The sequence below is a fragment of the Streptomyces sp. Edi2 genome (genome assembly GCF_040253635.1).
Classification (GTDB): domain Bacteria; phylum Actinomycetota; class Actinomycetes; order Streptomycetales; family Streptomycetaceae; genus Streptomyces.
Map to the genome: position 1 here is coordinate 418,109 of NZ_JBEJGX010000003.1, position 26,080 is coordinate 444,188.

23 protein-coding genes, 2 pseudogenes and 1 riboswitch are annotated in these 26,080 nt (G+C 70.8%); of the genes and pseudogenes, 9 read left to right on the forward strand and 16 right to left on the reverse strand.

Features of this window, described 5'->3' with window-relative positions:
* Nucleotides 1-546 precede the first annotated feature (546 nt).
* From ABR737_RS05340 to ABR737_RS05375, 8 genes are all read right to left on the reverse strand, one after another.
* Nucleotides 547-1,956, reverse strand: a complete 1,410-nt coding sequence (locus ABR737_RS05340; protein ID WP_350249036.1) for a sensor histidine kinase — start codon at nt 1,954-1,956, stop codon at nt 547-549.
* Entirely contained in the window at nt 1,953-2,675 is a 723-nt protein-coding gene (locus ABR737_RS05345) for a response regulator transcription factor (RefSeq protein ID WP_350249037.1), read from the reverse strand. Before ABR737_RS05345 ends, ABR737_RS05340 begins: the two co-directional genes overlap by 4 nt.
* 10 nt (nt 2,676-2,685) lie before the next feature.
* Nucleotides 2,686-4,041, reverse strand: coding sequence for an MFS transporter (locus ABR737_RS05350; protein ID WP_350249038.1), 1,356 nt, complete (start codon nt 4,039-4,041; stop codon nt 2,686-2,688).
* Nucleotides 3,968-5,242: a type III PLP-dependent enzyme gene (locus ABR737_RS05355; RefSeq protein WP_350249039.1), complete on the reverse strand. Its 1,275-nt coding sequence runs from the start codon at nt 5,240-5,242 to the stop codon at nt 3,968-3,970. Before ABR737_RS05355 ends, ABR737_RS05350 begins: the two co-directional genes overlap by 74 nt.
* Complete coding sequence (locus tag ABR737_RS05360; protein WP_350249040.1) at nt 5,239-6,948, reverse strand: IucA/IucC family protein; 1,710 nt, start codon at nt 6,946-6,948, stop codon at nt 5,239-5,241. Before ABR737_RS05360 ends, ABR737_RS05355 begins: the two co-directional genes overlap by 4 nt.
* Nucleotides 6,945-8,390, reverse strand: coding sequence for an IucA/IucC family protein (locus ABR737_RS05365; protein WP_350249041.1), 1,446 nt, complete (start codon nt 8,388-8,390; stop codon nt 6,945-6,947). Before ABR737_RS05365 ends, ABR737_RS05360 begins: the two co-directional genes overlap by 4 nt.
* 572 nt (nt 8,391-8,962) lie before the next feature.
* A complete protein-coding gene (locus tag ABR737_RS05370) occupies nt 8,963-10,180 on the reverse strand; it encodes a glycosyltransferase family 4 protein (protein WP_350249042.1) in 1,218 nt (405 codons plus the stop codon).
* On the reverse strand, nt 10,177-10,707 hold the full coding sequence (locus tag ABR737_RS05375; RefSeq protein WP_350249043.1) for a DedA family protein: 531 nt from the start codon (nt 10,705-10,707) through the stop codon (nt 10,177-10,179). Before ABR737_RS05375 ends, ABR737_RS05370 begins: the two co-directional genes overlap by 4 nt.
* A 125-nt stretch (nt 10,708-10,832) precedes the next feature.
* On the opposite strand from ABR737_RS05375, the gene ABR737_RS05380 reads away from it, so the two are divergent.
* Both ABR737_RS05380 and ABR737_RS05385 read left to right on the forward strand, forming a co-directional pair.
* Nucleotides 10,833-10,988, forward strand: a complete 156-nt coding sequence (locus ABR737_RS05380; RefSeq protein WP_350249044.1) for a hypothetical protein — start codon at nt 10,833-10,835, stop codon at nt 10,986-10,988.
* An 11-nt stretch (nt 10,989-10,999) separates the two neighbouring features.
* The gene (locus ABR737_RS05385; protein WP_350249045.1) at nt 11,000-11,941 is read left to right on the forward strand and encodes a M56 family metallopeptidase; all 942 of its coding nucleotides are present in this window, start codon (nt 11,000-11,002) and stop codon (nt 11,939-11,941) included.
* Nucleotides 11,942-12,025: 84 nt separating this feature from the next.
* Here the strand turns inward: ABR737_RS05385 and ABR737_RS05390 are convergent, their stop codons facing one another.
* Together ABR737_RS05390 and ABR737_RS05395 are read right to left on the reverse strand one after the other, a co-directional pair.
* Nucleotides 12,026-12,787, reverse strand: coding sequence for a polysaccharide deacetylase family protein (locus tag ABR737_RS05390; RefSeq protein WP_350249046.1), 762 nt, complete (start codon nt 12,785-12,787; stop codon nt 12,026-12,028).
* Complete coding sequence (locus ABR737_RS05395) at nt 12,784-14,112, reverse strand: MGDG synthase family glycosyltransferase (RefSeq protein ID WP_350249047.1); 1,329 nt, start codon at nt 14,110-14,112, stop codon at nt 12,784-12,786. The genes ABR737_RS05390 and ABR737_RS05395 overlap by 4 nt, the downstream gene beginning before the upstream one ends.
* Before the next feature lie 278 nt (nt 14,113-14,390).
* Here ABR737_RS05395 and ABR737_RS05400 point away from each other — a divergent pair, with 278 nt between their 5' ends.
* A complete protein-coding gene (locus ABR737_RS05400) occupies nt 14,391-14,780 on the forward strand; it encodes a BlaI/MecI/CopY family transcriptional regulator (RefSeq protein WP_350249048.1) in 390 nt (129 codons plus the stop codon).
* Complete coding sequence (locus ABR737_RS05405) at nt 14,731-15,204, forward strand: universal stress protein (RefSeq protein WP_350249049.1); 474 nt, start codon at nt 14,731-14,733, stop codon at nt 15,202-15,204. Before ABR737_RS05400 ends, ABR737_RS05405 begins: the two co-directional genes overlap by 50 nt.
* Nucleotides 15,205-15,311: 107 nt before the next feature.
* Here ABR737_RS05405 and ABR737_RS05410 read toward each other — a convergent pair whose 3' ends face one another.
* The 3 genes from ABR737_RS05410 to ABR737_RS05425 form a co-directional block, all read right to left on the reverse strand.
* Nucleotides 15,312-15,851 (reverse strand): hypothetical protein, encoded by a 540-nt coding sequence (locus tag ABR737_RS05410; RefSeq protein ID WP_502964283.1) that lies wholly within the window; start codon nt 15,849-15,851, stop codon nt 15,312-15,314.
* Nucleotides 15,852-15,992: 141 nt separating this feature from the next.
* Nucleotides 15,993-17,420 (reverse strand): sensor histidine kinase, encoded by a 1,428-nt coding sequence (locus ABR737_RS05420; protein ID WP_350249050.1) that lies wholly within the window; start codon nt 17,418-17,420, stop codon nt 15,993-15,995.
* Complete coding sequence (locus ABR737_RS05425) at nt 17,417-18,154, reverse strand: response regulator transcription factor (RefSeq protein WP_350249051.1); 738 nt, start codon at nt 18,152-18,154, stop codon at nt 17,417-17,419. Before ABR737_RS05425 ends, ABR737_RS05420 begins: the two co-directional genes overlap by 4 nt.
* Before the next feature lie 157 nt (nt 18,155-18,311).
* On the opposite strand from ABR737_RS05425, the gene ABR737_RS05430 reads away from it, so the two are divergent.
* The 3 genes from ABR737_RS05430 to ABR737_RS05440 are packed head-to-tail and all read left to right on the forward strand — an operon-like array spanning nt 18,312 to nt 20,891.
* On the forward strand, nt 18,312-19,673 hold the full coding sequence (locus ABR737_RS05430; protein WP_350249052.1) for a ferredoxin reductase family protein: 1,362 nt from the start codon (nt 18,312-18,314) through the stop codon (nt 19,671-19,673).
* 11 nt (nt 19,674-19,684) lie between these two features.
* Entirely contained in the window at nt 19,685-20,119 is a 435-nt protein-coding gene (locus tag ABR737_RS05435) for an FMN-binding protein (RefSeq protein WP_350249053.1), read from the forward strand.
* Nucleotides 20,112-20,891 carry an FAD:protein FMN transferase gene (locus ABR737_RS05440; RefSeq protein ID WP_350249054.1) on the forward strand — a complete coding sequence of 260 codons (780 nt, stop codon included), beginning with the start codon at nt 20,112-20,114 and terminating at the stop codon, nt 20,889-20,891. Before ABR737_RS05435 ends, ABR737_RS05440 begins: the two co-directional genes overlap by 8 nt.
* Nucleotides 20,892-21,175: 284 nt before the next feature.
* On the opposite strand, the gene ABR737_RS05445 is transcribed toward ABR737_RS05440, so the two are convergent.
* The 3 genes and pseudogenes from ABR737_RS05445 to ABR737_RS05455 all read right to left on the reverse strand — a co-directional run.
* Nucleotides 21,176-22,348, reverse strand: a complete 1,173-nt coding sequence (locus ABR737_RS05445) for a hypothetical protein (protein ID WP_350249055.1) — start codon at nt 22,346-22,348, stop codon at nt 21,176-21,178.
* Nucleotides 22,349-22,750: 402 nt separating this feature from the next.
* Nucleotides 22,751-23,740 (reverse strand): glycine betaine ABC transporter substrate-binding protein, encoded by a 990-nt coding sequence (locus tag ABR737_RS05450; RefSeq protein WP_350249056.1) that lies wholly within the window; start codon nt 23,738-23,740, stop codon nt 22,751-22,753.
* Nucleotides 23,740-24,042, reverse strand: a pseudogene (locus ABR737_RS05455) (ABC transporter permease family protein); the annotation flags it as partial. The pseudogene ABR737_RS05455 and the gene ABR737_RS05450, both read right to left, overlap by 1 nt.
* A gap of 212 nt (nt 24,043-24,254) precedes the next feature.
* Between ABR737_RS05455 and ABR737_RS05460 the strand changes: the two are divergent.
* Together ABR737_RS05460 and ABR737_RS05465 are read left to right on the forward strand one after the other, a co-directional pair.
* On the forward strand, nt 24,255-25,106 hold the full coding sequence (locus ABR737_RS05460) for a class I SAM-dependent methyltransferase (protein WP_350249057.1): 852 nt from the start codon (nt 24,255-24,257) through the stop codon (nt 25,104-25,106).
* 192 nt (nt 25,107-25,298) lie between these two features.
* Nucleotides 25,299-25,533: pseudogene (locus ABR737_RS05465) on the forward strand (3-hydroxyacyl-CoA dehydrogenase family protein); the annotation flags it as partial.
* Between the two features lie 170 nt (nt 25,534-25,703).
* Nucleotides 25,704-25,932, forward strand: a riboswitch (cobalamin riboswitch).
* The last annotated feature ends 148 nt before the right edge of the window (nt 25,933-26,080 follow it).

Below are 26,080 nucleotides of genomic sequence, written 5' to 3' on the forward strand. Positions count from 1 at the left end.
TGCGCAGGGTTAGCGCGCGGTTAACGATGGATTCCGGCGCAGTCAGCCGTCTCGCAGGCCCCACTCACCCATTGGCTCGCCCCGGCCGTCGTGCTCTTGACTTGCCTCGGCCGGCGGCGACCTGGTCACCGTGGTGGAGAAACCACCAACGCCGACACTCGCAACGGCGTGGTAGCTGATGCACTCAGCGGCTTGTGCACGAGGCGGGCGACAGAACATTTCCCACTTCACCATGGGGTCCAGGACCGTCAGCCACCGACGGACATGGGTGTGGCTCCGCGGACGGGGGATGCCGCGGAGCCACACGCTCACCATACTGTTCGTCTGCGCCTTCACAGGTCCTTGCGCCTTCTGGGCGGTGTCCGGCGGATCATGTCTCGGCCTCGGCGGTCTGGCACGCCGACCTGCGGCGTTGTCGTCGGTCAGCAATGCTCCGTGTTGCCTCCCTCCTCCGCCTCGCCTCTCAACGCACCGAAGTCGAAGCCCGAAGGACGTCCGGCGCAGGCCACTTAGCCTTCGTGCCGGGGCGGATCTGCACTGGTGGTGTTACCGGTTGCGGTGTGACGGTGGGGCGGGACGCAGGTGGATCACTGCGTCGAGGCCGCCGGCGGGGTGGGCGTGGAGTTCGATGGCGCCCCCGCCGGCCTGGGCCAGTTGGCGGGCGATGGTCAGGCCGAGTCCAGTGCCGCCCGGGGAGGTGTTGGGTGCGCACCAGAAGCGGTCGAAGGCGCGTCCGCGCTCGGTGGCGGTCATGCCGGGGCCTTGATCGATGATGTGGAGCTCCACGGGTGAGGTTGTCCGGTGGCGCGGGGCGCGGGCCGGGGTGCGGTGGAGGGTGACAGTACTCCCGGGGGGTGTGGCGCGCAGCGCGTTGGCCAGGAGATTGTCGAGGATTTGTTCCAGTGCTCCGGGAATGGCCTGGACGTGGCCGGCGGGTTCGCCGGTGAGGTGGAGGGTGACGTCGTGGTCGGTGGCGAAGGCGGACCAGGTCTCGGCCCGGTCGTTCAGGATGGCGTCGGCGTCTACGGGGGTGGGGGCGGTGTGGTCATCTTCGAGGCGGGCGAGGGCGAGGAGCCCGTGGACCATGCGGACGAGGCGGTCGGTTTCGGCGATGGCGTGGTCGAGGTGGTGCCGGGCGTCGGCGTGGATGTCGGGTTCGAGGTTCTCCAAGCGGAGGCGGAGCGCGGTCAAGGGGGTTTTGAGCTGGTGGGAGGCGTCGGCGGCGAATCGATGCTGAGCGCGGAGGAGGTGCTGCAGGCGGGTGGCGGTGTGGTTGAAGGTGGCGGCGAGCCGCCGGAGTTCGAGCGGTCCGATGTCGGCTGCCGGTGGTTCGGTCAGCGTGCCGTCGGCGAGCTGGGCGGTGGCGTGTTCGAGTTCGCGTACGGGCCGGGTGGTCCAGCGGGCGAGGGTGAGTCCTATCACGGTCATGGCGGCGAGAACGGCGAGCCCGGCGCCGGCCAGCAGGGCACAGGCGGCGTGGATGCGTGCCGTGGTACCGCGGGTGGAGGCGCTGATCCGGACGGCTCCGCGGACGGTGGGTCCGGAGGTGGCAGGGACGGTGATGTAGCGGGCGCCATCGCCGGAAGGACGGTGTGTGGTGCCGCTGGTGCGGTGGTTGTGCAGTGCGGCGACGATGTCCGGTGCGCCGGCGAGGTTCCGTGATGTTGCGGACGTGTCCGTCGGTGTGGTGGCGAGGACGGTGCCGTGACGGTCGACGACGACGGCCTGGATGTCGTTGCGTCGGGTGTAGCCGTTCAGCAGGTGGGGCAGCGCGCGGGTGTCTGCGTTCTCTATGTCCTCCTCGGCGAGTTCGGCCAGGACGACGGCATCGCGTTCGAGGGTGGTGGTGAGTGCGGAGTTCTGGCTGCGGGCGTAGAGGATCCCTAAAGGAATCTCCAGGGTCAGCAGGACGAGCAGGGTGAGCGTGAGATAGCTGAGCAGGACACGGCGGATCACTGGGCGTCTTCGCCTCCGCCGGCGGAAACGGTCAGCCGGAAGCCGACTCCGCGGGCGGTCTCGATCCAGGTGGGGTTGCCCAGTTTGCGGCGCAGGGCGGCAATGTGGACATCGAGGGTCTTGCTCGGGCCGAAGTAGTTGGGGTCCCAGACGGTGTCGAGGATGTGCTGGCGCGAGCAGACGGCGCCGGGGTCCTCGGCAAGGAGAGCGAGGAGGTCGAACTCCTTGGGCGCAAGCGCGACTTGTGCCCCTGCGACGTGGACTTTTCTGGTCCGCCGGTCGATGAGGAGGTCTCCGACGCACTGTGGTGTGGTGCCGAGGGGCCCTGTCTCGCCGCCGGAGGGCATGCCGGGGGAGATCGTGTCGGTCAGCCGGGAGCGGCGGGTGACGGCGCGCATGCGGGCGACGAGCTCCCTGAGCCCGAAGGGTTTGGAGAGGTAGTCGTCGGCGCCGAGTTCGAGCCCGACGACGCGGTCGGTCTCGTCTCCCCGGGCGGTGATCATGATGATGGGTACGCGGGAGCGACTGCGCAAGGTACGGCAGACGTCGATGCCGTCCATGTCGGGCAGCCCGAGGTCGAGCAGGACCATGTCGGGCAGCGGTGCGGCGAGGGCGGCCGCGCCGGTGCCGACACGGTCGATCGCGAAGCCGTAGCGGCCCAGGCCCTCGGCCAGGGGCTCGGCGATGGCATCGTCATCCTCGATGAGCAGCACCCGCATGGCCGCAGATTCACACATCCCGGAGACCGGTGGTGGCCGGATCACGGAAGGCTTCCCCATTCGGGTGAGCGGACGCCAAGGACACCGCGGCGATGGTCCCGGCGGCCAGCAGGCCGGCCATGCCGCCCAGAACGAGGCCGTACCGGGCGCCGAAGGTCTGGGCGATCCAGCCGACCAGGGGGGCACCGACGGGGGTACCCCCGAGGAGGACGAGGAAGTAGACGGACAGGACGCGCCCGCGCATGTCCGGGTCGGTGGTGAGCTGGACGAGCGTGTTCGCCATGGTGGTCACCAGGACGGCGGCGGCACCGGTCGGAATCAGCACGACGGCACACCCGACGGGAGTGGGCATGACGCCGGCCGCGGTCTCGAGCAGACCGAACGTCGCGGCCCACCCCACAAGCAACCGCAGTGAAGGCGGTCGGCGACGGCCCGCGCCCCGCAGCGCCCCGAACAGACTGCCCACGGCATAGGCGGAGGACAACGCGCCGAAGGCCGCCGCGCCGGTGTGGAATTCGGTGGCGGCCATGAGGGAGACCGTTACCTGGAAGTTCAGGCTGAACGTGCCGATGACGGCGGTCAGGAGGATCGTGCGGCGCAGCGCGGGAGTCGCGCGGATGTACCACAGTGCGTCGGTCAGCCGTACCTCCTTCGCCGCGCGGCGGAGAGGGGAGGTAAGGGCACTGGGCCGCATCGTCGCCAGACCGGCGAGGACCGCAGCGTACGACACAGCATTCAGCAGGAAGACCCAGCCGCTGCCGATGGCGGCGATGGTGACCCCGGCAGCGGCCGGGCCGAGGAAACGGGCGGCGTTGAACTGTGCTGCGTTCACGCTGACAGCGCTGGACAGCCGTTGGCGGCCGACCAACTCGCCGATGAAGGCGTTGCGCGCCGGTCCGTCCAGCGCGGTGGCCACTCCAAGGGCCAAGGCCAGGGCGTGGACGTGCCAGACGCGCACGGTGTCGCCGAGCGTCAGCATGCCCAGGAGCAGGGCCTGGCCGGCCATGAGGCTCTGAGTGATCAGCAGCAGAGTGCGCTTGGGGTACCGGTCGGCGATGACGCCTCCCCACAGGCCGAGCAGGCTCTGGGGGAGGAACTGCAGTGCGGTCACGATGCCGACGGCGGTTCCGCTGTGCCCGGTGAGCTGGAGGACCAGCCAGTCCTGCGCCGCCCGCTGCATCCACGTGCCGATGTTCGACACCAGCTGTCCGATCACGTACCGGCGGAAGGCCGGGACGCGCAGGGCATGCGGCGCAGGTCGACCGGGGGGCGGCGCCTCCGTTTCCGGGGCGTCAGCCGCGGCGCCGGACAATGTGCCCTCCCCTGGACGGCCGGGCGTGCACGGCGGCCGGGAGCACCTCGGCACCTGGACATGGGGAATCCAGGCAATCCGGGTCCACGACGTCCAGGTAGTGGAAACCGGGTGCCGGGTGCATGAGGAAGTCGTGGTGGGAGATGTTCCACGCGTACGCGCCGGCCATCGCGAATGCCACGCGGTCGCCCGCCCGCAGCGACCCGACGGGCACCCGCCGGGCCAGGACGTCCTTGGGCGTGCACAACTGCCCCGCCAGCGTCACCGACTCCCCGTCGACGGCCGGCCGCGCCCACGGCCACGGCCAGTCATCGGTGGCCACGACCTCGAAGGGCTGGTTGTGACCCTTGGCGGCCGGAGTACGCAGATGGTGGGTGCCTCCGGCCAGCACGGCGAAAGCCTCGCCCTGGCTGTGCTTGACGTCGAGTACCTGTGTCACATACCAGCCGCAGTACGCGCTCACCGACCGGCCCGGTTCGATGCGCACCGTCAGCCCGGGGTGGTCGTCCAGGATGCGGAGCAGCCCGCCGCCGAGAGCCTGCCAGTCGAAGAGGCGGTGCGGATCGGCGTAGTCCACGCCCATTCCTCCCCCGACGTTGACTTCGCTCAGCGGGATGCCCCGTCCCTGGGCCCACTGTGCGGCCCAGGTGATGACGTGCTCGGTGACCCGCAGTTGTTCCGTCGCGTCCAGTCCTGAGGCCAGGTGGGCGTGCACGCCCCGCAGCCGGATGCCGGGGTGGGCGGCGAGGAGCCGCAGACAGGCGTCCAGGCGGGTGGGATCGATACCGAAGGGGCTGGCTCTTCCTCCCATCGCCAGCGGCACGTCACCCAGGCCGATGGGCAGATTGACCCGCAGGAGCACCTCTACGGGCCGGTCGGCGGCGAGCGCGCAGAGCATCCGCAGTTCGTGCTCGCTCTCCACGTGCAGCCTTTCCACCCCGAGTTCCAGGGCCTGCGCCAGTTCGGCTGCCGTCTTGCCCGGTCCACCGAAGGCGAGGCGGGCCACGGGCAGCACCTTTCGGGTATGCCGGAGCTCGCCGCCCGAGGCGACCTCGAAGCCGTCGACGACGTCCCGCAGGACCTGCAGCAACCGGGGATCGGGATTCGCCTTGGCCGCGTAGAACAGCTCTACCCGCTCGGGCAGCGCGTCCCGGATTGCCTGAGCGTGCCGACGCAGGCCCGACACGTCGTAGACGTACGCGGGTAGTTCGTCGGCGGGCAGGTGACGCAGGTGATCCTCCAGGTGCGGCCTCATGCCGTCACCCGCCGAGGGAAGTCACCGGACAGGGGGCTGGGCAGCGGTACATAGGTGGCATGCCGGTCGGCCTGGCGGGCCCAGCGCAGCAGGAGGTTGGCCTTGGCGGGCAGAGGTACCCCGGACAACAGGGCCCTGAGCCGGGGCGGGTTGCCCGCGCCGGCCGCGTAGGCCGCGATGTGGTCGTGGACCAGCCCCCACAGGGCCGCCTCCAGCGCGGGTGCGGTGTCGACCAGCGCGCCGACCATTTCGGCGACGTGGTTGACCAGCAGGCAGTACGCGACACGGTCCCAGCCGCGGGCGGCGCTGTAGGTCAGCGGACCACGGACCTCCTCGTCCAGCGCGGACAGCGTCCGGCGGTGGCGTTCGGGGACGAGCTTGGTGCCTTCCAGGTCGCGGAAGAGGGCGTGTGTGGGCATGCCGTCCGCGCGCACGCCGACGAGCACGTTCTGCAGATGCGGCTCCAGGACGACGCCGTGCTCGAAGTACGCGGCCAGGACCGGCGGCAGCAGCAGCCCGAGGTAGGCATCCCACCAGACGAGCGGGTCGGTGCCCCGGCGGGCCAGGAGGCGGGAGATGTGTGCCGGGCTGTTGGGGTACTCGTCGGCAACGGCGGCAGCCAGCAGCGGTGTGACGCCGGGCGGCAGGTGCCGGCCGAAGCCCTCGCGCACGATCAACCCGAACCCCTCGTGGAGGTCGCGGCTGCCGTCGAGGCCGAGACTGCGGTAGCCCGGCTCGCCGAGGAGGGCGCACCCCGGGTACCGCTCGCGCAGTGCCGCGAACACCGGCTGGACGACCCCGTTCAGGACGACGGCACCGGACAGTTCGTAAGTGGAGTTCTTCCGCACGCAGTTGGTCAGACGCACGTTCAGACTGAACTTCAGAAACACGTCCGCGCCCGGCTCGTACACGGTGCGCACCGATGCCGTCGGCGCGACCAGAGGACCGCCGGCACCGAGGTCGTGCACATCGCCGCGGGCGAGCGCCGCACGCAGGGCGCTGTGGCCGGACAGCATCCGGTACTGCCATGGGTGGACGGGCAGGACGATGCGGTCCGGCCGGTCCGGCCCCAGGCCGTCCAGGGCAGTGCAGTCGCCTTCCGATCGCAGCAGTTCAGGGCGTACGGCGAGGAAGCGCAGCGGGAACCGCGCGCCGGTCTCCGGACCATGCTCCAGCCACCCACGCGGGTCTCCGGTACGGGACTTGGGGGTGGGGTGGAAGCGGTGCCCGTAGACGAGGGACTGCTCTGAGGCGAGATAGGCGTCGGGTGTTGGCTGGTTACTGCGCCGGGCATGCAGCACGGTGCGAATGGTGGCACGGCTGGCGGCGACCTGGGCGGTGAACTCCTCGTTGTCCGTGCCGGTGCGCAGGTGGAGTTCTTCACGGATCAGTTCGGCCAGTGCGGCCGCGCCGAGTGGGGACCAGGCGGAGTCTTCGTGGCGCTCGGGCAGTCCGCTGAAGCGGTGTGCGCCGATCAGCGAGACACGGCGCAGCGCCACCCGCAGCAGCACTCCGCGCCGGGGCAGGCGCGCCAGGAGGTATCCGCCGGCGACGGTTGCCTGGTGTTCGGGGCCGGAGACCTCGCGGATGAGGCAGTTCAGCAGGGTGTGGGCGGTGACCGTGTCCGCAGTGAGGCCATCGATGTCGGTAGCGGTATCGGTATCGGTGGGGACGGCGGCCGGCGTGCCGAGCGTCGGAGGGCTCATCGCCGGACCTCCACCCGTGTGCTGCCGCGGTGGGCGGCCACCGGGTTCGGCACGGCCACCCACTGGGCCTTGCCGGGAATGTCGGCGAGCCGCATCGCGGTGGTGGCCTTCAGTGGCCAGGTACCGGCGAAGAAGGCTTCCTCGTCGCCATCGTCGGCCCGCAGCGCGCCGAATACCCCCCGGGCGACGTCGGCGACCACGGCCCACAGGGCGTCCGGGTCGGCTCCGTGTCCCCGGGCCAGTACCGCCACCAGCTCACCGAACACACCGCTCAACAGCGCGCCGAACAGCTTGGCCCGCAGCGCGAAGACGTCCTCCCCGGCACGGTTCCCGGCCAGTTGCGGCAGTTCAAAACCGCACGCGGCCAGCCGCCGTCGGCTCACCCGCACGCCGTCCAGGTCCCGGTACAGCACGCGTACCGGGCGGCCCTGCCGCAGCACCACCAGCGTGTTCTGGCCGTGCGCCTCCAGCGCGACGCCCATGGACAGCAGCGTCAGCGCGGGCGGCAGCATCAGTTCCGCGAACTCCCCGAGCCAGTCCACCGGGTCACCGGTGATCAGGGCGGCGTCGGTGGCATATACGGCGGTCAGGGGAACGGCGATCTCGCCCGGGCCCGTGTACCGGTCGGCCGACTGCCGCACCATCGCGGCCAGGCTCGGACAAGGCTGCCCGTCCACGCGCACGGCTCCACCCCCTAGTTCCCGCAGCACGCTCAACCGGTCCGCGTGGCCGGAATTGTCGACGACCGCCGCTACCAGGTCGGACAGTACGGGGCCGTCGGCGACCTCTGCCGGAGCGATGGTGCGCCGGTAGTTCGTCACCTGCACGTCCAGCGACGTCTTGATGTGGCAGTCCGGGAGTGCGCCCAGAGGGGCGAGGGTGCGCAGGGACATCAGCGGACGCGCCCTGACCGACCTTCCGGACAAGGACAGGCCCTCGAACCGCGGGCGGACATGCTCGCTCTGCCAGGGATGCAGCGGCACCAGCACCGTGTCGCCGTCACGCAGTTCCTCGGGCCACGCACCGGCTTCCTGCCACCGGCAGGCGGGTACGGCCAGCAAGGGCACATCGAGCACGGGCCGGTGCTCGGGCGCGTAGGCCAGGACCTCGGCAACCGACATGCCGGTACGGGTCCGGCAGCACGGGTGCTGCGGGTGACCGTCGACCACGGACTGCTCGGCATCCACACTGTCGCGCACCACAAGCGGGCGGTCATCGGCAGCTGCTCGGGCCAGGGCCAGGTTGGCCACGCTGTTGGCCAACTCCACACCCAGTGTGCGGCCCGCCGGGGTGCACAGGCCCAGCGTGGCAAGGAGCCGTACCGGGTCCGATACCGGTCCCTCGGGCGTTTCCACGGCGAAGCCGGGCGGTGTCTCGGCGAACCGCTCCGCGTAGGCCGCCTCACCCACCAGACGCCCACCGTCCTCCAGAAAGACGGTCAAGGTATCCCCCGCGCGGCGTCGGCGGGTGATTCCCGGCAGTGGCTCCCGGGCGAGCGCCCCCCACAGGCGGCCCAGCACTGTGGCCTGCGCCCCAGGCAGGGAGTGTAAGAACGGCCCCGCCAACTCGGAGCGGGATGCTCGTACTTCATCGACCGCCAGTTGGAGCGGATCGTCGTGCCGCACGGACGGGCGGAGATCTCGCATCATGTGTCCCTTCGCGTCGGGCGACCTCGGGCAGTGCGCCCTCCGCGCCAAGAGCCGCTGCGGACCCCCATGGCCTCAGCTCTTCACGCCTCGACCACGCTACGCAGCGACAGGTGAACACAGCGCCAGCAAAGGGAGAGGGGACGGACAGCGCCGAACCAAGAAACCGAAGCCCGTCCGCAGGCACCGGGACAGCTCGGGGTGAGCCCGGGCCAGTAGTGCTGCTGCTGGCGGCCGGATCGCGCGGGGACCGGCGAACGTCACCCCGGCCGGACCATGCGCCGCGCGGCATCCCCCGGCAGGCGGGTTTGACGGGCGACATGCATCAGGCGGTGCGGTGGAACCGCGACGTGAGGTGAGCGTGGGTATTACCGGCAGAGTCTGCGCACGGCCCGGCGCGCCCGGTCGCGCCACAGCGCGCGATGACGCTGCCAGGCGCGGGACCGGCACGTGCCGGTGAGTTCGGCGAACAAGTCGTCGTAGACGCGGGCGATGTGGGCGGGGTCGTAGCGGCGGGCTGCGGCGTACGCGGACTCGCCCATGCGGCGGCGGCCGGGTTCGTCGGCGATGAGATCGAGCAGTGCGGCGGCCAGCGCCTGCCTGTCACCCATGGGTACGAGGCGGCCGTCGATGCTGTCGCTGATGATCTCTGCGGGGCCGAGGGGGCAGTCGGTGGCGACCACCGGCACACCGCATCGCATGGCCTCGACCAGTGTCATGCCGAAGGACTCGGCGTCGGAGGCGCATGCGACGATCGACGCCTGGGCGAACTCCCCCTCGACCGGCGAGACCGCACCCATCAGACGCGCCGTTTCTTCCAGGCCCCGCTCATCGATCAGCTGCTGCAGGCGGTCCTTGTCGGTGCCTGCGCCGTATATGCGGAGCGACCAGTCCGGGTGTGCGGCGGCGACCTCGGTGAACGCCTCGATGAGGAGGTCGAACCGCTTGGCGCGGACCAGGCGCCCGGCTGCGGCGATGGCCTTGTCGGGGTGGCCGGCGGGCGGCAGCCCGGGGTCGGGCACGCTGTTGGGCACTGCCAGGATCCGTACCCCCGGCAGGCGCATCTTCGCTCGGTAGGCTGCAGCGTCCGCCTCGGTGGTGGTCACCACCGCGTCCAGCGTGCGGTAGTGGCGGGCGAGTTGGGCGCGCAGCTTCTTGCTGTGGGTGTCGTGGGTGAGGTGTTCCTGCGCGATGCGCAGGGCACGCGGCGGGCCGAAGCGGGCGAGGTAGACGTTGATGCCCGGCCGGGTCCCGATGATCACGTCCGCGTCACAGGCGCGCAGGTACTGTTCGGCCCGCTGGTCGGTGAGTCGGCTGTATTGCCTGTACCGCTTCTCGGCGGCGGGGAAAACCTCGGCGGCCTGGTGCAGCAGCGCATCGGCCGCATCCGTGGATCCCTCGCGGAGGTCGACCAAGGGCTCCAGCGTCACCCGCGGGTCGACGGCGAAGCGGGGCCGGGCACGGTGGCGCAGCATCGAGACGATCGTGACCTCGTGATCGTCGGCGAGGGCGGCGGCGAGATTGAGGGTGGTGCGGATGGTGCCGCCGATGCCATAAACGTTGTGGATCAGGAAGGTGATCTTCATGTGGCGGCCTCCCGGGGCGGCTCGGTGACGGTGTGCATGCGTCGGCGGGCACGCAGCGCTTCCAGAGCAAGCGGCAGGAGGGACATGGTGACGATCAAACCGACCAGGGGCAGTAGGTAGCGGTCGACGTCGGGGACGCTGGAGCCCAGGGCGTATCCGCCGAGCACCAGACCGGCCGTCCACACCAGGCCGCCGGTGACCTGCCACACGGCGAAGGTGCGTGCCGGCACCCGTACGACCCCGACGAGCGGGTTGAGCAGCGTACGCACCACCGGGATGAAGCGGGCCGGCACAATGGCTTTGCTGCGGCCGTACCGGGCAAGAAGTTCCTCGGCCCGGTGCGCCCCGTCCAGCAGATGCCGACTGCGGGTGGTGCACAGCAGCCCGGCGGTGAACAGCAGCGAGTCGCCGGGCAGGAAGAATCCGTTCAGAAGTCCGGTCTCGGCGAACAGCACCAGGAACACCCCGGCGGCGCCAAGGGCCGTCAGGAGCGAGGTGGCATCCAGCGGATTGAGGGCCTGGGACACTCACGGGCCTTCCTGCCCTGCGCTGTCCTGGGGCACGGGCGCATGGCACACTCGGAACACGGTAAGTTTTACATCTTGTAGAAGTTCTACGCACTGTAGAAGATGAGCGAGGGAACGCCAAACCCATGGGTGCCGATACGCAAGGAAGGGACCGCAAGCGGGGCGACGGTGGTCGGGAGGCCGAGACCTCTGCGGTGCTGCAGTGGGCGCAGGGCACGCCGACCATGGATGCGGACCTGCCGCGCCGGATGCTCGGCTCCGAGCAGGATTCCCTCCGGTAGGGGCCGCCGGGATGCGTATCGCCGTCTACCTCCCGCTGCTGTTGTCTGTGCTCGCCCCACTCGGCGTGCGGCCACTGCGCGAACGCTGCGAACCCCGCCTGGCCACGTGGCTTCTGACCGGCTCGGTGGTGGTCCTGGCCGCGGCAAGCAGCATCTCCCTGGGCCTGCTGGCCGCGACCGCGCTGATCCGCTTCCCATTGATCGCCACCCTGGGCGACTGGTCGGCGCATGCCGCACAACGCGACGACCCCGCCGAACTGTCCGTCGCCCTGGTCGCCGGACTGCTTCTCGGCTGTGCCGTCATCGCGGCAGCCCGCATGCTGTGGCACCGCGCCCGCGCGCTGGCCGCCGCGGCCCTGGAGGCCGCCTGTATGCCGACGCGCGATGGCCTCGTCATCGTCGACGACGAGGCTCCCGACGCCTTCGCCCTGCCCGGACTGCCCGGCCGCGTGGTCGTCTCGACCGGCATGCTCCACACCCTGGACGAGAACGAGCACGACATCCTGCTCGCCCATGAGCGTGCCCATCTGACGGCCCACCACTACGCTTTCGTCGCTCTGGCCCAGTTCGGCGCCGCCGCCAACCCCCTCCTGCGTCCGCTGGCCACCGCCGTCACGTACACGATCGAACGCTGGGCCGACGAACGTGCCGCCGCAGCCACGGGTGACCGGGCCCGGGTCGCCCGCACCGTCGGCAAGGCGGCTCTGGCCGCCCGACGCAGCCCCGCCCGCATCCGTATCCCGGGCGGTGCCCTCGGCATCCTCGGCCGCCGCAACCCGCTGGTCACCGCGGGCCCGGTCCCGCGCCGCGTTGCCGCGCTTCTCGCCCCGCCGCTCGGCCGCCACCCCGCGCTCATGACCGCCACCGCGGCAGTCCTGATCGTCGCGACCTGGTCCACGGCCGAAGCCACCCACGACCTCCATCTCCTTCTGGAAGCCGTCGGCGCTTCGTAGCCCCGTGGCAGGCTGCCGGATCTCGGTCCGTACCCACGCCGGCCGGCCGCAACGCGGCCCTGGGCCGCACCCCTCCTAGGGGTACTACTGCCCTGTGAGATCGGGGACGCGGTTGGCGGGTGATATGCCGTGGTCACGCAGCGGGCCGATCTGCCAGCCGTTGTCCTGGCAGGTGTCCAGGATTCGGGGCAGCGCGCCGAGGGTGTTGCGCCAGGAACAGGGGGCGGAGGTGGCGTCGGAGTCGTGGAGCAGGATCGTGCCGCCACCGCGCAGGTCGGCAGTGACGGTGCGGTACACGGTCCCGGGCGTGGCCCGAGCCCGCCAGTCCTCACCCCAGCAGGTCCACAGCACGGGGGTGAGGCCGAGGCGGCGGGCGGCCAAGTGGGCGGCGGTGGTCATCACCCCGTACGGGGGCCGGAAGAGCCGCGGCGGCTGTCCCGTGATGTCCGCGACGGTGCCACTGGCGCGGGCGAGATCGTCATAAGTGGAGCGCGGCCCACGCAGCAGCAGCGGCCGGTGCGCCCAGCCGTGGAGGGCGATCTCGTGTCCGGCGGCGCCCATCTCCCGTACCAGGCCCCGGTCACGTACGGCGGCGGAGCCCAGGAGGAAGAAGGTCGCGCGGATACCGCGCTCGCCCAGGAGGCGGAGGAAGAACGGCGTGGACAGCGGGTCCGGACCGTCGTCGAAGGTCAGGGCGACGTGGCTGGTGCGGCCGCGTCCCGCGAGGCGGGGCATGAGGCGGTTGCGCAGCGGCCCGAGGGTGGAGACGACCGGGGCGGCGTGCGCGAGGGCGAGGGCGGGCAGCGCGGCGCGGACGAGGCCGCGGGCCAGACGGGCGGTGGTCATCTGCGGTCTCCGTCCACCGGGAAGCCGGGGTCGTCGTGGTCGGGGTCATGGTCGATGGCCTGCAGCACGCTGCTGCCGCTGTGCGTGGCGGCGATGCCGGTCCCCACGGCGCCGGCCCACAGCGCAGTCGCCAGGACGGCCGTGACGACCGGCCTGTGCGGGGCCGGGCGGCCGCGTCGGCGGAGCGGGCGCACGGACGTCGGAGCAGTCCCCGCGCCGCACGCCCGGAGGATGGCCGCCACCGGTCCGGTGTCCGGGTCGGCGGCGAACAGGGCCAGGCCGGCGGCGCTTTGCCGCTCACCGAGCCGGCCGTCCAGCAGCTCGGTCAGGACCGGTTCGAGGCCGGCGGGTTCGCGGATCCAGGTGGCCAGTCCGGCCTCGTGCAGGGCAGCGGCGTTGGTCCGGCCGTGGCCGGGGATGCAGCCGTAGCTGGCCACCGGCAGACCGGAGGCGAACGCCTCCAGCGAGGTGAGCCCGCCGGCGTTCTGGACGAGGACGTCCGCCGCGTGCATCAGGCCGGGCATGTCCTGCACCCAGCCAAACGCGTGCTCGATGCCGGCCGCCCGCAGCCGATCGGCCAGGGCCTGGTTGCGGCCGCAGACCACGACCGGCACCGCGGCGCTCCTCTCCTGGATCTCACAGGCCACCTGCTGGATGGGGCCGACACCCCAGGACCCGGCGACCAGTAGCGCCAACGGCGCCATCAGAGGCAGCCCGAAGCGGGCGCGGGCCTGCTGCCGCTCCCGGTGGTCGGTAACCGGCTTGAAGCGCGGGTCCACGACCGGCCCGCTCGCCAGGACGCGGGCGGCGCCGCTGTCCCGGGCCTGCGCGGCGGGTATGTCGTGGGCGGCCAGGTGGAGGTCGATGCCCGCGGCGACCCACAGCGGGTGCACGGAGAAGTCGGTGAGATAGGTGACCGCCGGGACGGCGAGTCGGCCGCTGCTCCGCAGCACTCCGAGAACCTGGCTGGCCCCGGGGTACGTGGAGACCACCGCGCGGGTGTCAGGTGGGATCGCCCGAAGGGTCCGCTCCTCCGCGCTGCGCAGCAGGGCCCGCACCCCCGGGCCACTGCCTCCGGCGCGCTCGGTGGCGGCGTAGATCCGCTGGTAGCACCCTGGTGCATGGGTCAGCATCCGGTGGTAGCCGCCGCTGATCGCCCTGCCGAGGCGGGCCGGGAGCAGGTCGAGGAAGTCGAGCCGGTCCACCGCGAAGCCGGATGCGACAAGGCGGCGGGTGAGCTCGGCAGCAGCGCCGTCGTGTCCTGCGCCGATGCTCGCCGAGACGATCACGATCCGCCCGCCGCCGGAGCCTGCCCGGCGAGGCACCGCGCGGGCGGAACCGGCCGCCACCGGAACCACCGGACTGCCGTGACACAACACGAGGGATCAGCCTCCCATGACGTCGGACGTCGACGAGCGCACCACGTGCGCTCGAACAGTTCAGAGCGGGGCGAGGAGCGAGACTCTACAGCATGTAGTAGTTCGCTTGATGGCCGGAACGGTACTTTTTCCACGCGGGGCAGTAGGTTGGGTGGCCGCCGCGCGGCCACGGAGTGCGCCGTCGGTGGCGCATCAGGGCGCGGACCAGAAAGGCATGTGACGGGATGGGCGGCGAAGACCGAAGTGGAGCCGACGGCCGCAGGCGGGCGCCCGGAGAGCTGGAGAACGGTGTGCTGGCGGTGCTGTGGGCGGCCGACGGCCCGCTGACGGCAGCCCAGGTCAACGAGCGGCTTCCCGGCGAGCTGGCCTACACCACGGTGCTGACGATCCTCTCCCGGCTGCTGGAAAAGGGACTGGTCACCCGGCGCAAGGCGGGGCGCGGCTACACCTTCGCACCAGCGCGGGACGAGGCCACCCACACCGCCGGGCAGATGCGCTCACTGCTGGAGCACGGCTCCGACCGCGAGGCAGTACTGTCCCGCTTCGTCAACGAACTGTCAGCGGATGACGAGCGCCTGCTGCAGCGACTGCTGGGCGATCATCAGGAACCGTGACCGATGCGCGTCGGCGTCTAACGACGCGTGCGCGCTAAGCGAAGACGCGGGCTTCGCCTTCGAGGCCGCAGCACTGCGCGCCGCCCCCCTCCTGGTCGTGCACGGCCGGAATCCACCGCCGTACTACGCTTACGGCCTCGGCGCTGCCCTTGCCTGGGGCGCCGACATCTCCGCGAAGGAACGGGAAACCCTGCGTCAGGCCCTGCTCCCGTGGAGCGAGAAGCATCCGGGGGTGGACCTCGTGCAAGAGCCGGTCATCGGCGAGCCTGCACACCACTTGCTGGACTCTGCCGCCCATGCCCAGCTCGTCGTCATCGGCCGGCGAAGGCCCCCAACTCGGGCCTCCTGGCCTCGCATCGGACACGTCGCCCACGCCGTCCTGCACCACTGCCCGGCCCCGGTCGCCGTCGTACCGCACGGCTGACGGCACCCCTGCACCACCCACGCGTCCTGTGAGGGTTGGGAACGCCAGCTACTCCAAGGCTCATCACCGGGCGCAGCAGCCCGAGCAGAGCGGGACACCGTCAGAAGTCACGTTGCGCGTCCTGGGGAAAAGACCGCCGCCGCTGCCGTGCGGCGCAGCGTCTCCAGCGTGTCGATCTGGTCCCGTGCCCGATCCAGCAGAAGATGCAGCCGGGATGCATCCAGGCGGGGCTCCCCCGCAGCCACGACGAGCAGCGTGCGCCAGATCAGGGACTTCCCCTCGACTCCCAGCCGCAGGGACTCAAGCTCGATCAACGTACTCAGCCCGGAGCGCCGGAACACTACCCCGTTGGGCTTCAGGCGCCCCAGCCTCTCGGCCGCCCAGCCTCCGTAGACCTTGTAGCGGCGTGCCGGCGCCCCGAGCACGTCCATGACGTCGAGCAGGCTCTGCCGGTCCTGCGCGATCCAAACCGCGAGGCAACGGAGCCGACGCGGCGAAATGCCGAGAACGGACCCGAACGGCTCATGCGCCCGGCCGGCACCTGTCCCGAGTGTGTCAACAGCCACGGCCGACGCACTGTTGGGACTGCCCTTGAGCCCCCCGTCGTCATCCACCACCGGCAAGCGCTTGACGGACTCGCGGGCCATCGTCCGAGCGGCCCGCGGAAGGGCGGCGCCAACCCGCACGGTCTGCCCGGTCAGGGAGGCACCGAGGCTTCCCGACAGGAGCCCTCCGGTCCCCACCTGCTCCTGTCCGGCGGGGCCTTCACCACTCGGAGTCTCCTGAGGTCAGGCCGAGGGGAAGGTCACCGTGAACACCGTACGTCCGGGACGGCTCGTCATGGCGACCGAGCCGCCGTGCGCCGTGACCACCGCGTGCACGATGGCCAGCCCCAGCCCGGTGCCACCGGCCGCGCGCGAGCGACTGTGGTCGGCGCGGACGAAGCGGCCGAAGATCTCGGGTTGGAGTGCGTCCGCGACTCCCGGGCCGTCGTCCGCGACAGTTAGCCGTGTGCTGTGCCCGTCGATCGCCAGCCGCACCATGACCGAGGTCCCCGCAGGCGTGTGGGTACGGGCATTGGCCAGCAGATTCGCGATCACCTGGTGCAGCCGGTGTTCGTCGCCGATGACGGTCACCACCGTCGCGGGCAGATCGAGCTGCCATCGGTGCTCGGGACCGGCTGCCCGGGCGTCCTCCGTCGCATCGAGGATCAGGCGGGTCATATCCACCGGCCGCCGCGCCAGGGCGCGCCCCGCATCGAGCCGGGCGAGCAGCAGCAGATCGTCGACGAGGTGGCTCATCCGCTCCGACTCGGACTGGATGCGGTCCAGAGCCCGGCGGACATCGCCGGGAACAGGGCCTTTGTGCCGGAGGGCGAGTTCCGCGTGTCCGCGGATGTTGGCCACCGGGGTGCGCAGCTCGTGGCTGGCGTCGGCGGCGAAGTGCCGCAGTCGTTCCTCGCTGGCCTGGCGGCGCTCCAGGGCGTTGCCGACGTGGCCGAGCATGCGGTTGAGGGCGGTGCCCACCTGTCCGACCTCGGTCCGCGGGTCGGCGACCGGGACCGGCGCCGGCATGGCCACCTCGCCGCTGGCCAGTGGCAGCTCGGCCACACTCGCCGCCGTGGTGGTCACCCGCCGCAGGGGGCGCAGGGACAGCCGCACCCACATCGCCCCGACGACCCCGGTGACCAGCAGGGCCCCTCCGAAGACTGCCGTCTCCACCGCCTCCAGCCGGTGCACGGTCTCCTCGACCGGGTGCAGCGGCAGGCCCGTGACCAGCACATCGCCGTCGTCCCCCGGTACGGCGTTGACGCGGTAGCTCCCCAGCGCGGACAACCGGACGTCGTGCCCGGTGCCGTCATCGGGAAGAGCGGCGAGCGCCCTTCGGTCGGTGCCGGTGAGCGGGATCCTGGCATCCGTCGCCGCCCGTACGACGGCCGCCTGCGTCGTGGTGCCGTGCAGCAAGCGGGCTCCGAACGTGCCCTCCGCCTGGCCGCGGGTATCGGGGCGGTTGTCGGCGTCCGGCCGCGCCTCGTGTTCCAGGCTCGCCGCGAAGCGGCCCCCGGACGCGGCGAGCTGCTGGTCCACGCGGCGCACGAGGAAACCTTCGAGCGCGAGAACCGTGGTGACTCCCACAGCCAGGCAGGCGAGGGCGAGGAGCACGACCAGGCCCGCGGTGAGCTGGCTGCGCAGCGTACGCGGCAGCATCCGCTTCATGCCGACTCCGGCTTGAGGACATAGCCGACGCCCCGGACCGTGTGAATCATCGGTGCCCGGCCGGCGTCGATCTTCTTGCGCAGGTAGCTGATGTAGAGCTCGACGACGTGCGCCCGGCCACCGAAGTCATAGGACCAGACCCGGTCGAGAATCTGTCTCTTGGACAGCACCCGCCGCGGATTGCGCATAAGAAATCGAAGCAGCTCGAATTCGGTACGGGACAGTTCCACGAGTTCGCCGCCCCGGACGACCTCTCTGGCCTCCTCGTCCATGATCAGGTCACCGACCATGAGACGGTTGCCCTCATCGGGCTGACGCGCCATGCCGGCCCGGCGCAGCAGGCCACGCAGCCGCGCAAGCACCTCTTCGAGGCTGAAAGGCTTGGTGACATAGTCGTCACCGCCCGCGGTGATCCCCGCGATGCGGTCCTCGACGGAATCGCGTGCGGTCAGGAAGAGGACACATACGGTCTCCAGCTCCTGGCGCAGCAGGCGCAGTACCCGCAGGCCGTCGATGTCCGGCAGCATCCAGTCCAGGACGACGGCGTGCGGGCGGAAGGTCCGGGCCGCCTCGAGGGCTGTGGTGCCGTCGGCCACGGTGCGGACCGCCCAGCCCTCGCCGGTCAGAACTCCGGAGAGCACCTCGGTGAGGTCCGGCTCGTCGTCGATCACAAGGACACGGACCGGCGATCCGTCCTCGCTCTGCCAAGGGGGTGTGGTGCGGTGGTTCTCCATGGTCACTCCAGGATCCCCCGCGTGTCGACCTGCGCGGGCACGGCCTTGCTCTGAGTTTCCTCTGAATTCGTCCCGGACGACGCCCCGTAACGGTCTCGCTCAGAGAATCTTCAGAGGTTGCGCTGCGACGGTGGCACCCGCCATGGAAGGGAGCCATATGAGCACCATCTCGCACCCCCGCCGCGGTGCCGCCCGTAGCCTGCCCCCGCGCCGCGCGCCGTCCCTCGCGCCGCTGCTGGCGCAGGGGGCGATCTGGACGGGTGCCGTCGGCGTGCTCGGCCTGTGGTGGACGGACACGTCGTCCGTGGTGGGTCCGGCGGACTGGCTGACCGACGCCGGAAGGATCACCGGGCTGCTCGCCGGTTACGGCTGCGCGGTCCTGGTCGCCCTGATGGCCCGGATTCCGCTGCTGGATCACCGCCTGGGCACGGACCGCCTGGCGCGCTGGCACGCCATGGGCGGCCGCTACACCATCTCCCTCCTGCTGGCCCACACCCTGCTGATCATCTGGGGGTACGCGCTCGCCTCACACAGCGGCGTGCTGCACCAGACGACCACGCTCGTCCTCGACTATCCCGACATGCTCAAGGCCACGGCGGCCTTCCTGCTGCTGCTCGCCACCGCCGTCGTCTCAGCGCGCGCCGCCCGCCGCAGAATGAGCTACGAAACCTGGCACTACCTGCACTTCGCCACCTACCTCGCAGTGTTCCTCGCCTTCGGCCACCAGCTCTCCAACGGCGCCGACTTCGCCGGCCACCGGCCCGCCCAACTGGCCTGGTACGCGCTCTACCTCACGGTGACGGCGCTCATCACCTGGTACCGCTTTGTGCTCCCCGTACGCCGGGCTCTGCGCCACCGCCTGCGTGTCACCAACGTCCGCCAGGAGGCACCGGGCGTGTTCTCGGTCCACCTCACCGGCCACCACCTGACCGAACTGGGCGCCGATCCGGGCCAGTTCTTCCGCTGGCGCTTCCTGGCGCCGGGCCTGTGGTGGACCGCGACCCCCTATTCCCTCTCCGCGCCTCCGCTTCCGCACCACCTTCGCATCACGGTGAAGGAGGCCGGCGGGCACAGCGCGGCGCTGGCATACCTGCGGCCCGGCACCCGGGTCTGGGCCGAAGGCCCCTACGGCTCCTTCACCGCGGCGCGCCGCAGAGCCCCGAAGGTGCTGCTGCTGGCGGGCGGAGTCGGCATCACCCCCCTGCGCGCCCTGTTCGAGACCCTCCCCGGGGACGTCACCCTGATCTACCGGGCGCGGCGGCCCGAGGACCTCGCACTGCGCTCCGAACTCGATGCCATCGCCGTCTCCCGCGGCGCTGTCGTGCACTACATCGTGAGCCAACCGGCCCGGTATTCCTCCCCCTTGACGGCCCGCGCACTGAACCGCCTGATACCGGACCTGGCCGCGCACGAGGTGTACGTGTGCGGGCCACCCGGCATGACCGAAGCCGCCCTGCGCGCCCTTCGGGGCGCCGGGATACCCCGTCGCCGCATCCATCACGAATCCTTCGAGTTCTGAGGAGCCACCGCGTGCGCCGAGCCGTCCTCACCACCGCGTCAACCAGCGCCCTGATCGTCCTTCTACTCGTTCTCAAACCGCACCACAGCGCCGGCTTGGCCGGCGGAGCAGCACAGACGGGCACCGCACCGGCACCATCTGGCACCGCGCACCAGGGCGCCGGTCACGGAAACGGCACGTACACCGGCGCCCCGATCGACACCAGGTATGGCACCGTGCAGGTCGCTGCCACCGTCAAAGCCGGCCGGCTGACGGCCGTCAGGGTGCTCCAGGCACCCTCTGAGAACGGCCGCGACCGGGAGATCGCCGCATACGCCCTGCCGCGCCTGACGCAAGAGGCCCTCAACACCCACAGTGCGCAGATCGACGCGGTCTCCGGCGCCAGTTACACGAGCGCCGGCTACACGCAGTCCCTTCAGAGCGCATTGGACAAGGCCGGTGTCTGATCGCCGGAGTGAACTGCGCCATGTCGAGCACGTGATGGGCACCGTGTTCTCGTTCAACATCCGTGACCCGCGCACCATAGCCGTCGAGGACGCCCTCGAGGGCGCGGTCGCCTGGCTCCACCACGTCGACCGGGTCTTCTCCACCTACCGTCCCGACAGCGCCATCAGCCGACTCGCCCGGGGCGACATCGCACTGGAGGACTGCTCACCCGAAGTACGGGAGGTCCTCGACCTCTGCGCGCAGGCCGGCCGCACCACTGACGGCGGGTTCAGCCCCGCACCGGACGGCACCCTCGACCCTTCCGGCATGGTCAAAGGGTGGGCCGTGGAACGCGCCTGGCAGATCCTCCACCAATCGGGAGCCCGCAACATCTGCGTGAACGGGGGCGGCGACCTCCAGCTCAGCGGCGAGTCCACTCCCGGCGTCCCCCGGCGCATCGGCATCGCCCACCCCCTGCGCCCAGGAGAGCTGTGCACCGTCGTCACCGGCCGCGATCTGGCCATCGCCACCTCGGGCACCGCCGAACGCGGCCCCCACATCCTCGACCCGCACACCGGCGCCCCCGCCGACGGCCCCGGCTCCCTCACGGTGGTCGGCCGACGATTGACCCTGACCGATGCCTACGCAACGGCAGCATTCGCCATGGGCACGAAGGCAAGAAACTGGCTGGAAGACCTCGACGGCTACGAGGGCTTTGCCGTTACGCGCCAGGGCCGGTCTTGGTGGACAAGCGCGTTTCCCGGCGCGCCGATTACGTACGGCAAGCTCTGACCTGCACACCTGGACATCTCAGGGAGCCGAGCGCCGCAGATCGGTCGGAAGCTTCCGCAGTCTCGGCCGGTCGCCCCCTACAGCTGAAGCGCCGCGTCGTAGAGCAGTCGTTCAAGGTTGCACAATGGCCTGTCTCTGCGGCACGTAGCTCATTCGGCCACATCACCTCGGCCAGTGCCCGTTCTCGTGAACTTCGAGTCCGGCCCCAAGCGGGTACCTCCCGCTGTCCTGCCGCACACGAGCCGGGGCAGTCCCAGTGTTCTCGGGGCACTCGGGCGGCGCGATCAGCGATCGTGGAGAAGGGCGACCGCTTCGGCGAAGTCGGCATGCGCGAGTTCGAAGGATCGTGCCGCGACGAGGAACATCGACCGGTCGGTGAGGGCGCGGGCGAGGCGTGCGGGGTTATGGGGCAGGCGGCGGGCGAGCGTCACGCCCTCGTCGAAGTATGGCGTGAACCGCTCCTCGAACAGGTAGGGGTGGTCGCCCTCGCGGACGGCCGCGCGGATGCCGATTCTGCGTTGGACGTCGACCAGCTCGGGCAGCCGGTCGGCCTCGCGCAGTCTCGCCGCCTCCGCTTCGAGGCCCGGCAGCATGCCGAGAAAACCGTCCCGCACGTCGCGCGACCATCCGAACTCCGTGCCGAACGGCGGCATCGGGCACTCGGGGCTCGCGGCGGGTTCGGCTGCCCGCCCCGACAGAACGAAGAGCGTCCTCCACCACCCGAGGATGCAACTCCAGTTCTTCGGCTCGCCCGTGCTCGCGAGCTCCTCCAGGACACTCAGGGCCTCTCGCCGGGCGGCCGCAGCACTCGCCCCATCCCCGACGGTGTCCCGCATCCGGGAGAAGTGAACCAACTCCCAGGTGAGTATCGCCAGAGCGATGCGCTGTTCGGCTGCCTTGCGCCGGGTCTTCTCAAGGAGCTCGCGGAAGACGGTCGATGCGGCGTCGTGCAGCCCGGCGCCCTCCAGGTTCGCCGCCCACCGCACCATGTTCCAGAAGGGGTGACCCGGGATCCCGTTCCGGGCGGCCTCTTCGTCGAGCTCCGCGGCCTCCCTGAAGCGCCCCTCCTCGGCCAGAACGTTCGCCAGGGGCTCGCTTCGGCCGGCCTCGGCCAGCTCCTCACAGATCGCCCGTCCTTCCGCCCTGCGCCCGAGGGCGAACAAGGACGCCTGGTAGGCGTCCAAGGCCCGGCGCAACCGCTCCGCCCGGTTCGGCGCGCCGACCTCTATCCTGCGAGCGGCCCGGGAAGCCTCGGCGGCCAGCGCGACGTCCACCTTCGGATCCCGGCTCTCGCAGCGCAGCAAGAGCAGGGCGTCGACCAACTTCGGCACGTACGCCTTCGGACTCACCTCAGCCAGAACCCGGTACGCGCTGACCAGTTCGGCCCGACTCGGCCGGCCAGACCTCAACAGCAGCACGCGGGCCCGAAGCACCGTGTCGTGATCGATCGTCACCATTCCCCCTGTCTCCGGATGACGCACGAAGGAGATTCTGAGGGGCGGGGAACGGGCCGGACAAGCCTCGCGGACTGTGCGTTCCGTCCTCCGTAAAACGGCGCTGGCCTGTCATGATGGACATGCTCTCGTCCTGAATCCACGAGCGGGGAGCCGCACCGAACGCCTCCCCCGCCGCACACAGCACCCCGGCTCGTCCCGGCTGCGAGGATGCGCCCCGTGGTGAGCGGCGAGGAGTGGGACCGCATCCGGCACGGCCTGCGTCTCGGGCAGCGGTTGACCGGGCGGCTGAGCCGGGTTCCGACGTCCGCTGCGGCTGCACCCCATCACCACGCGATGCTGCTGGACTTCGATCCCCAGGTGGAGCCCCTGACGGGACAGCCCTTCAGGATGCGAATCCGTCTGTCAGCCTTCCCGGATGAAGCCCTCCCGCACCAGCCAGTCCTTCGCCACCTCGTGCGGGTCCTCCCCGTCCACGTCCACCCGCGCGTTCAGCCGCTGGGCCTCCGCCCCCGTCAGCCGCTTGGTGATCGGGGCGAGGAGGCCGGCGATGACGGGGTACTTCCTCATGGTGGCGCTGTTCATCTCGGGTGCCGCGTTGTAGTTGGGGAAGAAGTGCCGGTCGTCCTCCAGCACCTTCAGCTTGAGTTCGGGAATGCGGCCGTCGGTGGTGGCCGCCACGCCGAGGGCGCAGGCCGCGCCCTCGGCTACCTGGGTGTAGACGACGCCGTCGTCCATCTTTTTGAAGTTCCCGCGCCGGAGGGCGAATCCGTAGGTCTTCGCCACGCCCGGCAGCCCGTCCTCGCGCACCGAGAACTCGCTGCCGCCGCAGATCGTCGCCGCGCCCGGGTCTTTCTTCGTCAGACGTGCCACGTCGGAGAGTGTGCGCAGCCGGTACTTCTGCGCATTCGCCTGGTTCGCAACCAGCGCGTAGGTGTTGTTGAGCGGGGCGGCGGGCAGCCAGGTGATGCCGCCTCGGCGGTCCTCCTCGCGTACGGCCTCCCACTGCTCGTACGGGTCGACGACCCGCTTGGTGTGACCGAGGTAGGTGATCCAGGCCGTGCCGGTGTACTCGTACATCCCGTCCGCCGCACCGGACTTGACCGCCTCACGGGCACCGATCGAGCCCTGGATGCCCGTCCGGTCCAGGACTTCCGCGCCGGCCGCTTTGAAGACCAGTCCCATGATCTGGCCCAGGATGATCTGCTCGGTGAACTCCTTTGAGGTCACGACCAGTTGGGCGTCCTTCAGAGGTCGCCCCTTCCCGATGGAGCCGGGCTGCACCGAGTCGGCCAGCGGGCTGCCGCTGGTCAGTCCGCAGCCGCTCAGCCCTGCGGCAGCGAGCAGCAGGGCGCCCGCGCCCGCGACGGCCGTCCGTACCGAGGTCAGGCGCATCAGTCCACCTCCAGGCCGTGTGGGCGTAGCAGCAACTCGACGAGCGTCCCCAGCCAGTCCATGATAAGCGCCATGGCAACCGTCAGTACGGAGCCGAGCACCAGCACCGGCATGCGCTGGTTGGTCATGCCGGAGGAGACCAGGTCCCCGAGTCCTCCTCCGACGCAGAAGGTGGCCGGCGTCGCGGTGCCGACGTGCAGCACGAGCGCGGTCCGTACGCCCGCCTGGATCAGCGGGACGACCAGGGGCAGTTCGACCCGTAACAGCATCAGCAGCGGCGACATCACGATGTGGTGCGGTGCGCCGTCTGGTGGCCGGACGGCCCGCAACTCAAGCCACTGAGCGCAGCCCAGCGGTGTATCGCCGGTGGCGTCGCCCACAAGCCGTAAGCCGTGCACCACGTCACGCAGCTCGCCGCACCCGGCGGCAGTCCCGTCATGATCAACTGGCCGCCCAGCCATGAACCTGGCTCCCCTCGTCAGGCCCCTTGGAATCGGTCATCTAGGCTGGCGCGGTGACTGATGAGCAGGAGCGGGTGCAGCCGTCGGGAGTGTGGGCCACGGCGGTGGGGGTGGCCAGGGTGCGGGCGCTGGAGACCGAGCGGGAGAACGCGCTGTTCCGCGACCCACTGGCACAGGCCTTCGCCACCGCCGGCGGCCTGTGGCCCTCCTCGCCGCCGCTGCCCGATGACGAGGCCGCGCAACGCCGCCGACTGGCCGTGTCGTTCTCCATCGTCATCAGGACGAAGTTCCTCGACGACCTGTTGCGGCAGGCTTCCGCGTCCGGGGTCCGGCAGGTCGTGCTGCTCGGCGCCGGCATGGACAGCCGGGCCTTCCGGATCGACTGGCCCGAGGGCACCCGGATGTTCGAGGTCGACACCGCCGCGCCACTGGACTTCAAGGCTTCGGTGCTGCGCCAGGAGCGGGCCGTCGCACGCTGCGAGCGGATCACCGTCGCGGTGGATCTGCGTGAGGACTGGCCAGGCGCGCTGGCCGCCGCAGGGCACGACCCGGCGGAGCCGACCGTGTGGATAGCCGAAGGACTACTGATCTATCTGCCCGAGGACGCGGTGGAACTGCTGCTGGCCCGGATCAGCGCGCAGTCCGCGGCAGGCAGTCGGATGGGGCTGACGTTGGGCTCGCGCGGCGTGATCGAGCGCTTCGGCGCGGACGCCGCGCCGGGATCGGCGGCGTCCATGTGGGTCTCGGAGATGCCCGACGACCCGGTGGGCTGGCTGGCCGGCCACGGCTGGGAGGCCGACAGCCACACCCTGCGCGAGCGCGCTGCCGCGTACGGCCGTCCGGTCAGCACCCCGCCGCAGCGCGAGGAGCGGCCCGGCGCACTGATCTCGGCGATCCGCCGGTAGAGCGCCTCCCGGTTCCCTGGGTGATCGATTCCAAGGGGCCTGATTGAGCTGCCCCTGGTGGAAGTCCGAAGCGGCACGGTGACTGAGCTGGAACGGTGCCTGGTCGGACATGTCGACGGGGTGCTTCGATATGAGGAGGAACAGCTCGGATAGGCAGTCGGAGCTGTTCTGAACCGCAGCAGGTAGGCCCAGGCCACCGCCGCCGACGTGGACGCAGGCATGGAACTGGGCTGCGCCCACCCCATGGGTCTTCTCCAACTCGCCGACCTAAATCGGCCTGGACACGGTGGCCGCCATCGCCCGGTCCCTGTACGACGAGTTCAAGGAACCCCTCTACGCACCGCCACCGCTGCTCCAGCGCATGGTGGAAGCGAGGCTGCTCGGCCGCAAGACCGGCCGCGGGTTCCACACCTACGACCAGGGCTGAGGGTCCCTGGATCGCCGCCGGGCTGAGGGGCCCGGCGGGTGTGCGGTACAGGGCGCGGAACGGACGACTGAGGCCGTTCCGCGCCCCGTCGCGTATGAACCCCGTCCCGCCGGTGTCTCATCTCACGGTCCGGCATGTGAACAGAGGTGTCCGATACGGGCACCACGTCCTACGCTGGCCGGGCAACTGGTTCGCCCCGTCCGCCAGACGGGAGCGTCGTAAGAGGGAACCCGGTGAGAATCCGGGACTGCCCCGCAGCGGTGAGTGGGAACGACCGCCGTCATACGCACTGGATCCGAGCCGCGGATCCGGGAAGCGACGGCCAGTAGGTGCCCGCCGGAAGACACTCCGGCAGGCGCGCCCGCGAGTCCGAAGACCTGCCCGTTGTCCGTGCACGCCCATGCGTGTGACGGCTATCCCGGTGACCTCGAGGGCGGGTTGGGGGCACCCCCGGACGTAGTCTGGGGGAGTACATACCAGCGGACACGTGCGTCGTTGAGCGCACCGTGGTTCCGTCCGGTTCGTCATCCCTTCGCGTCCCTCGTTC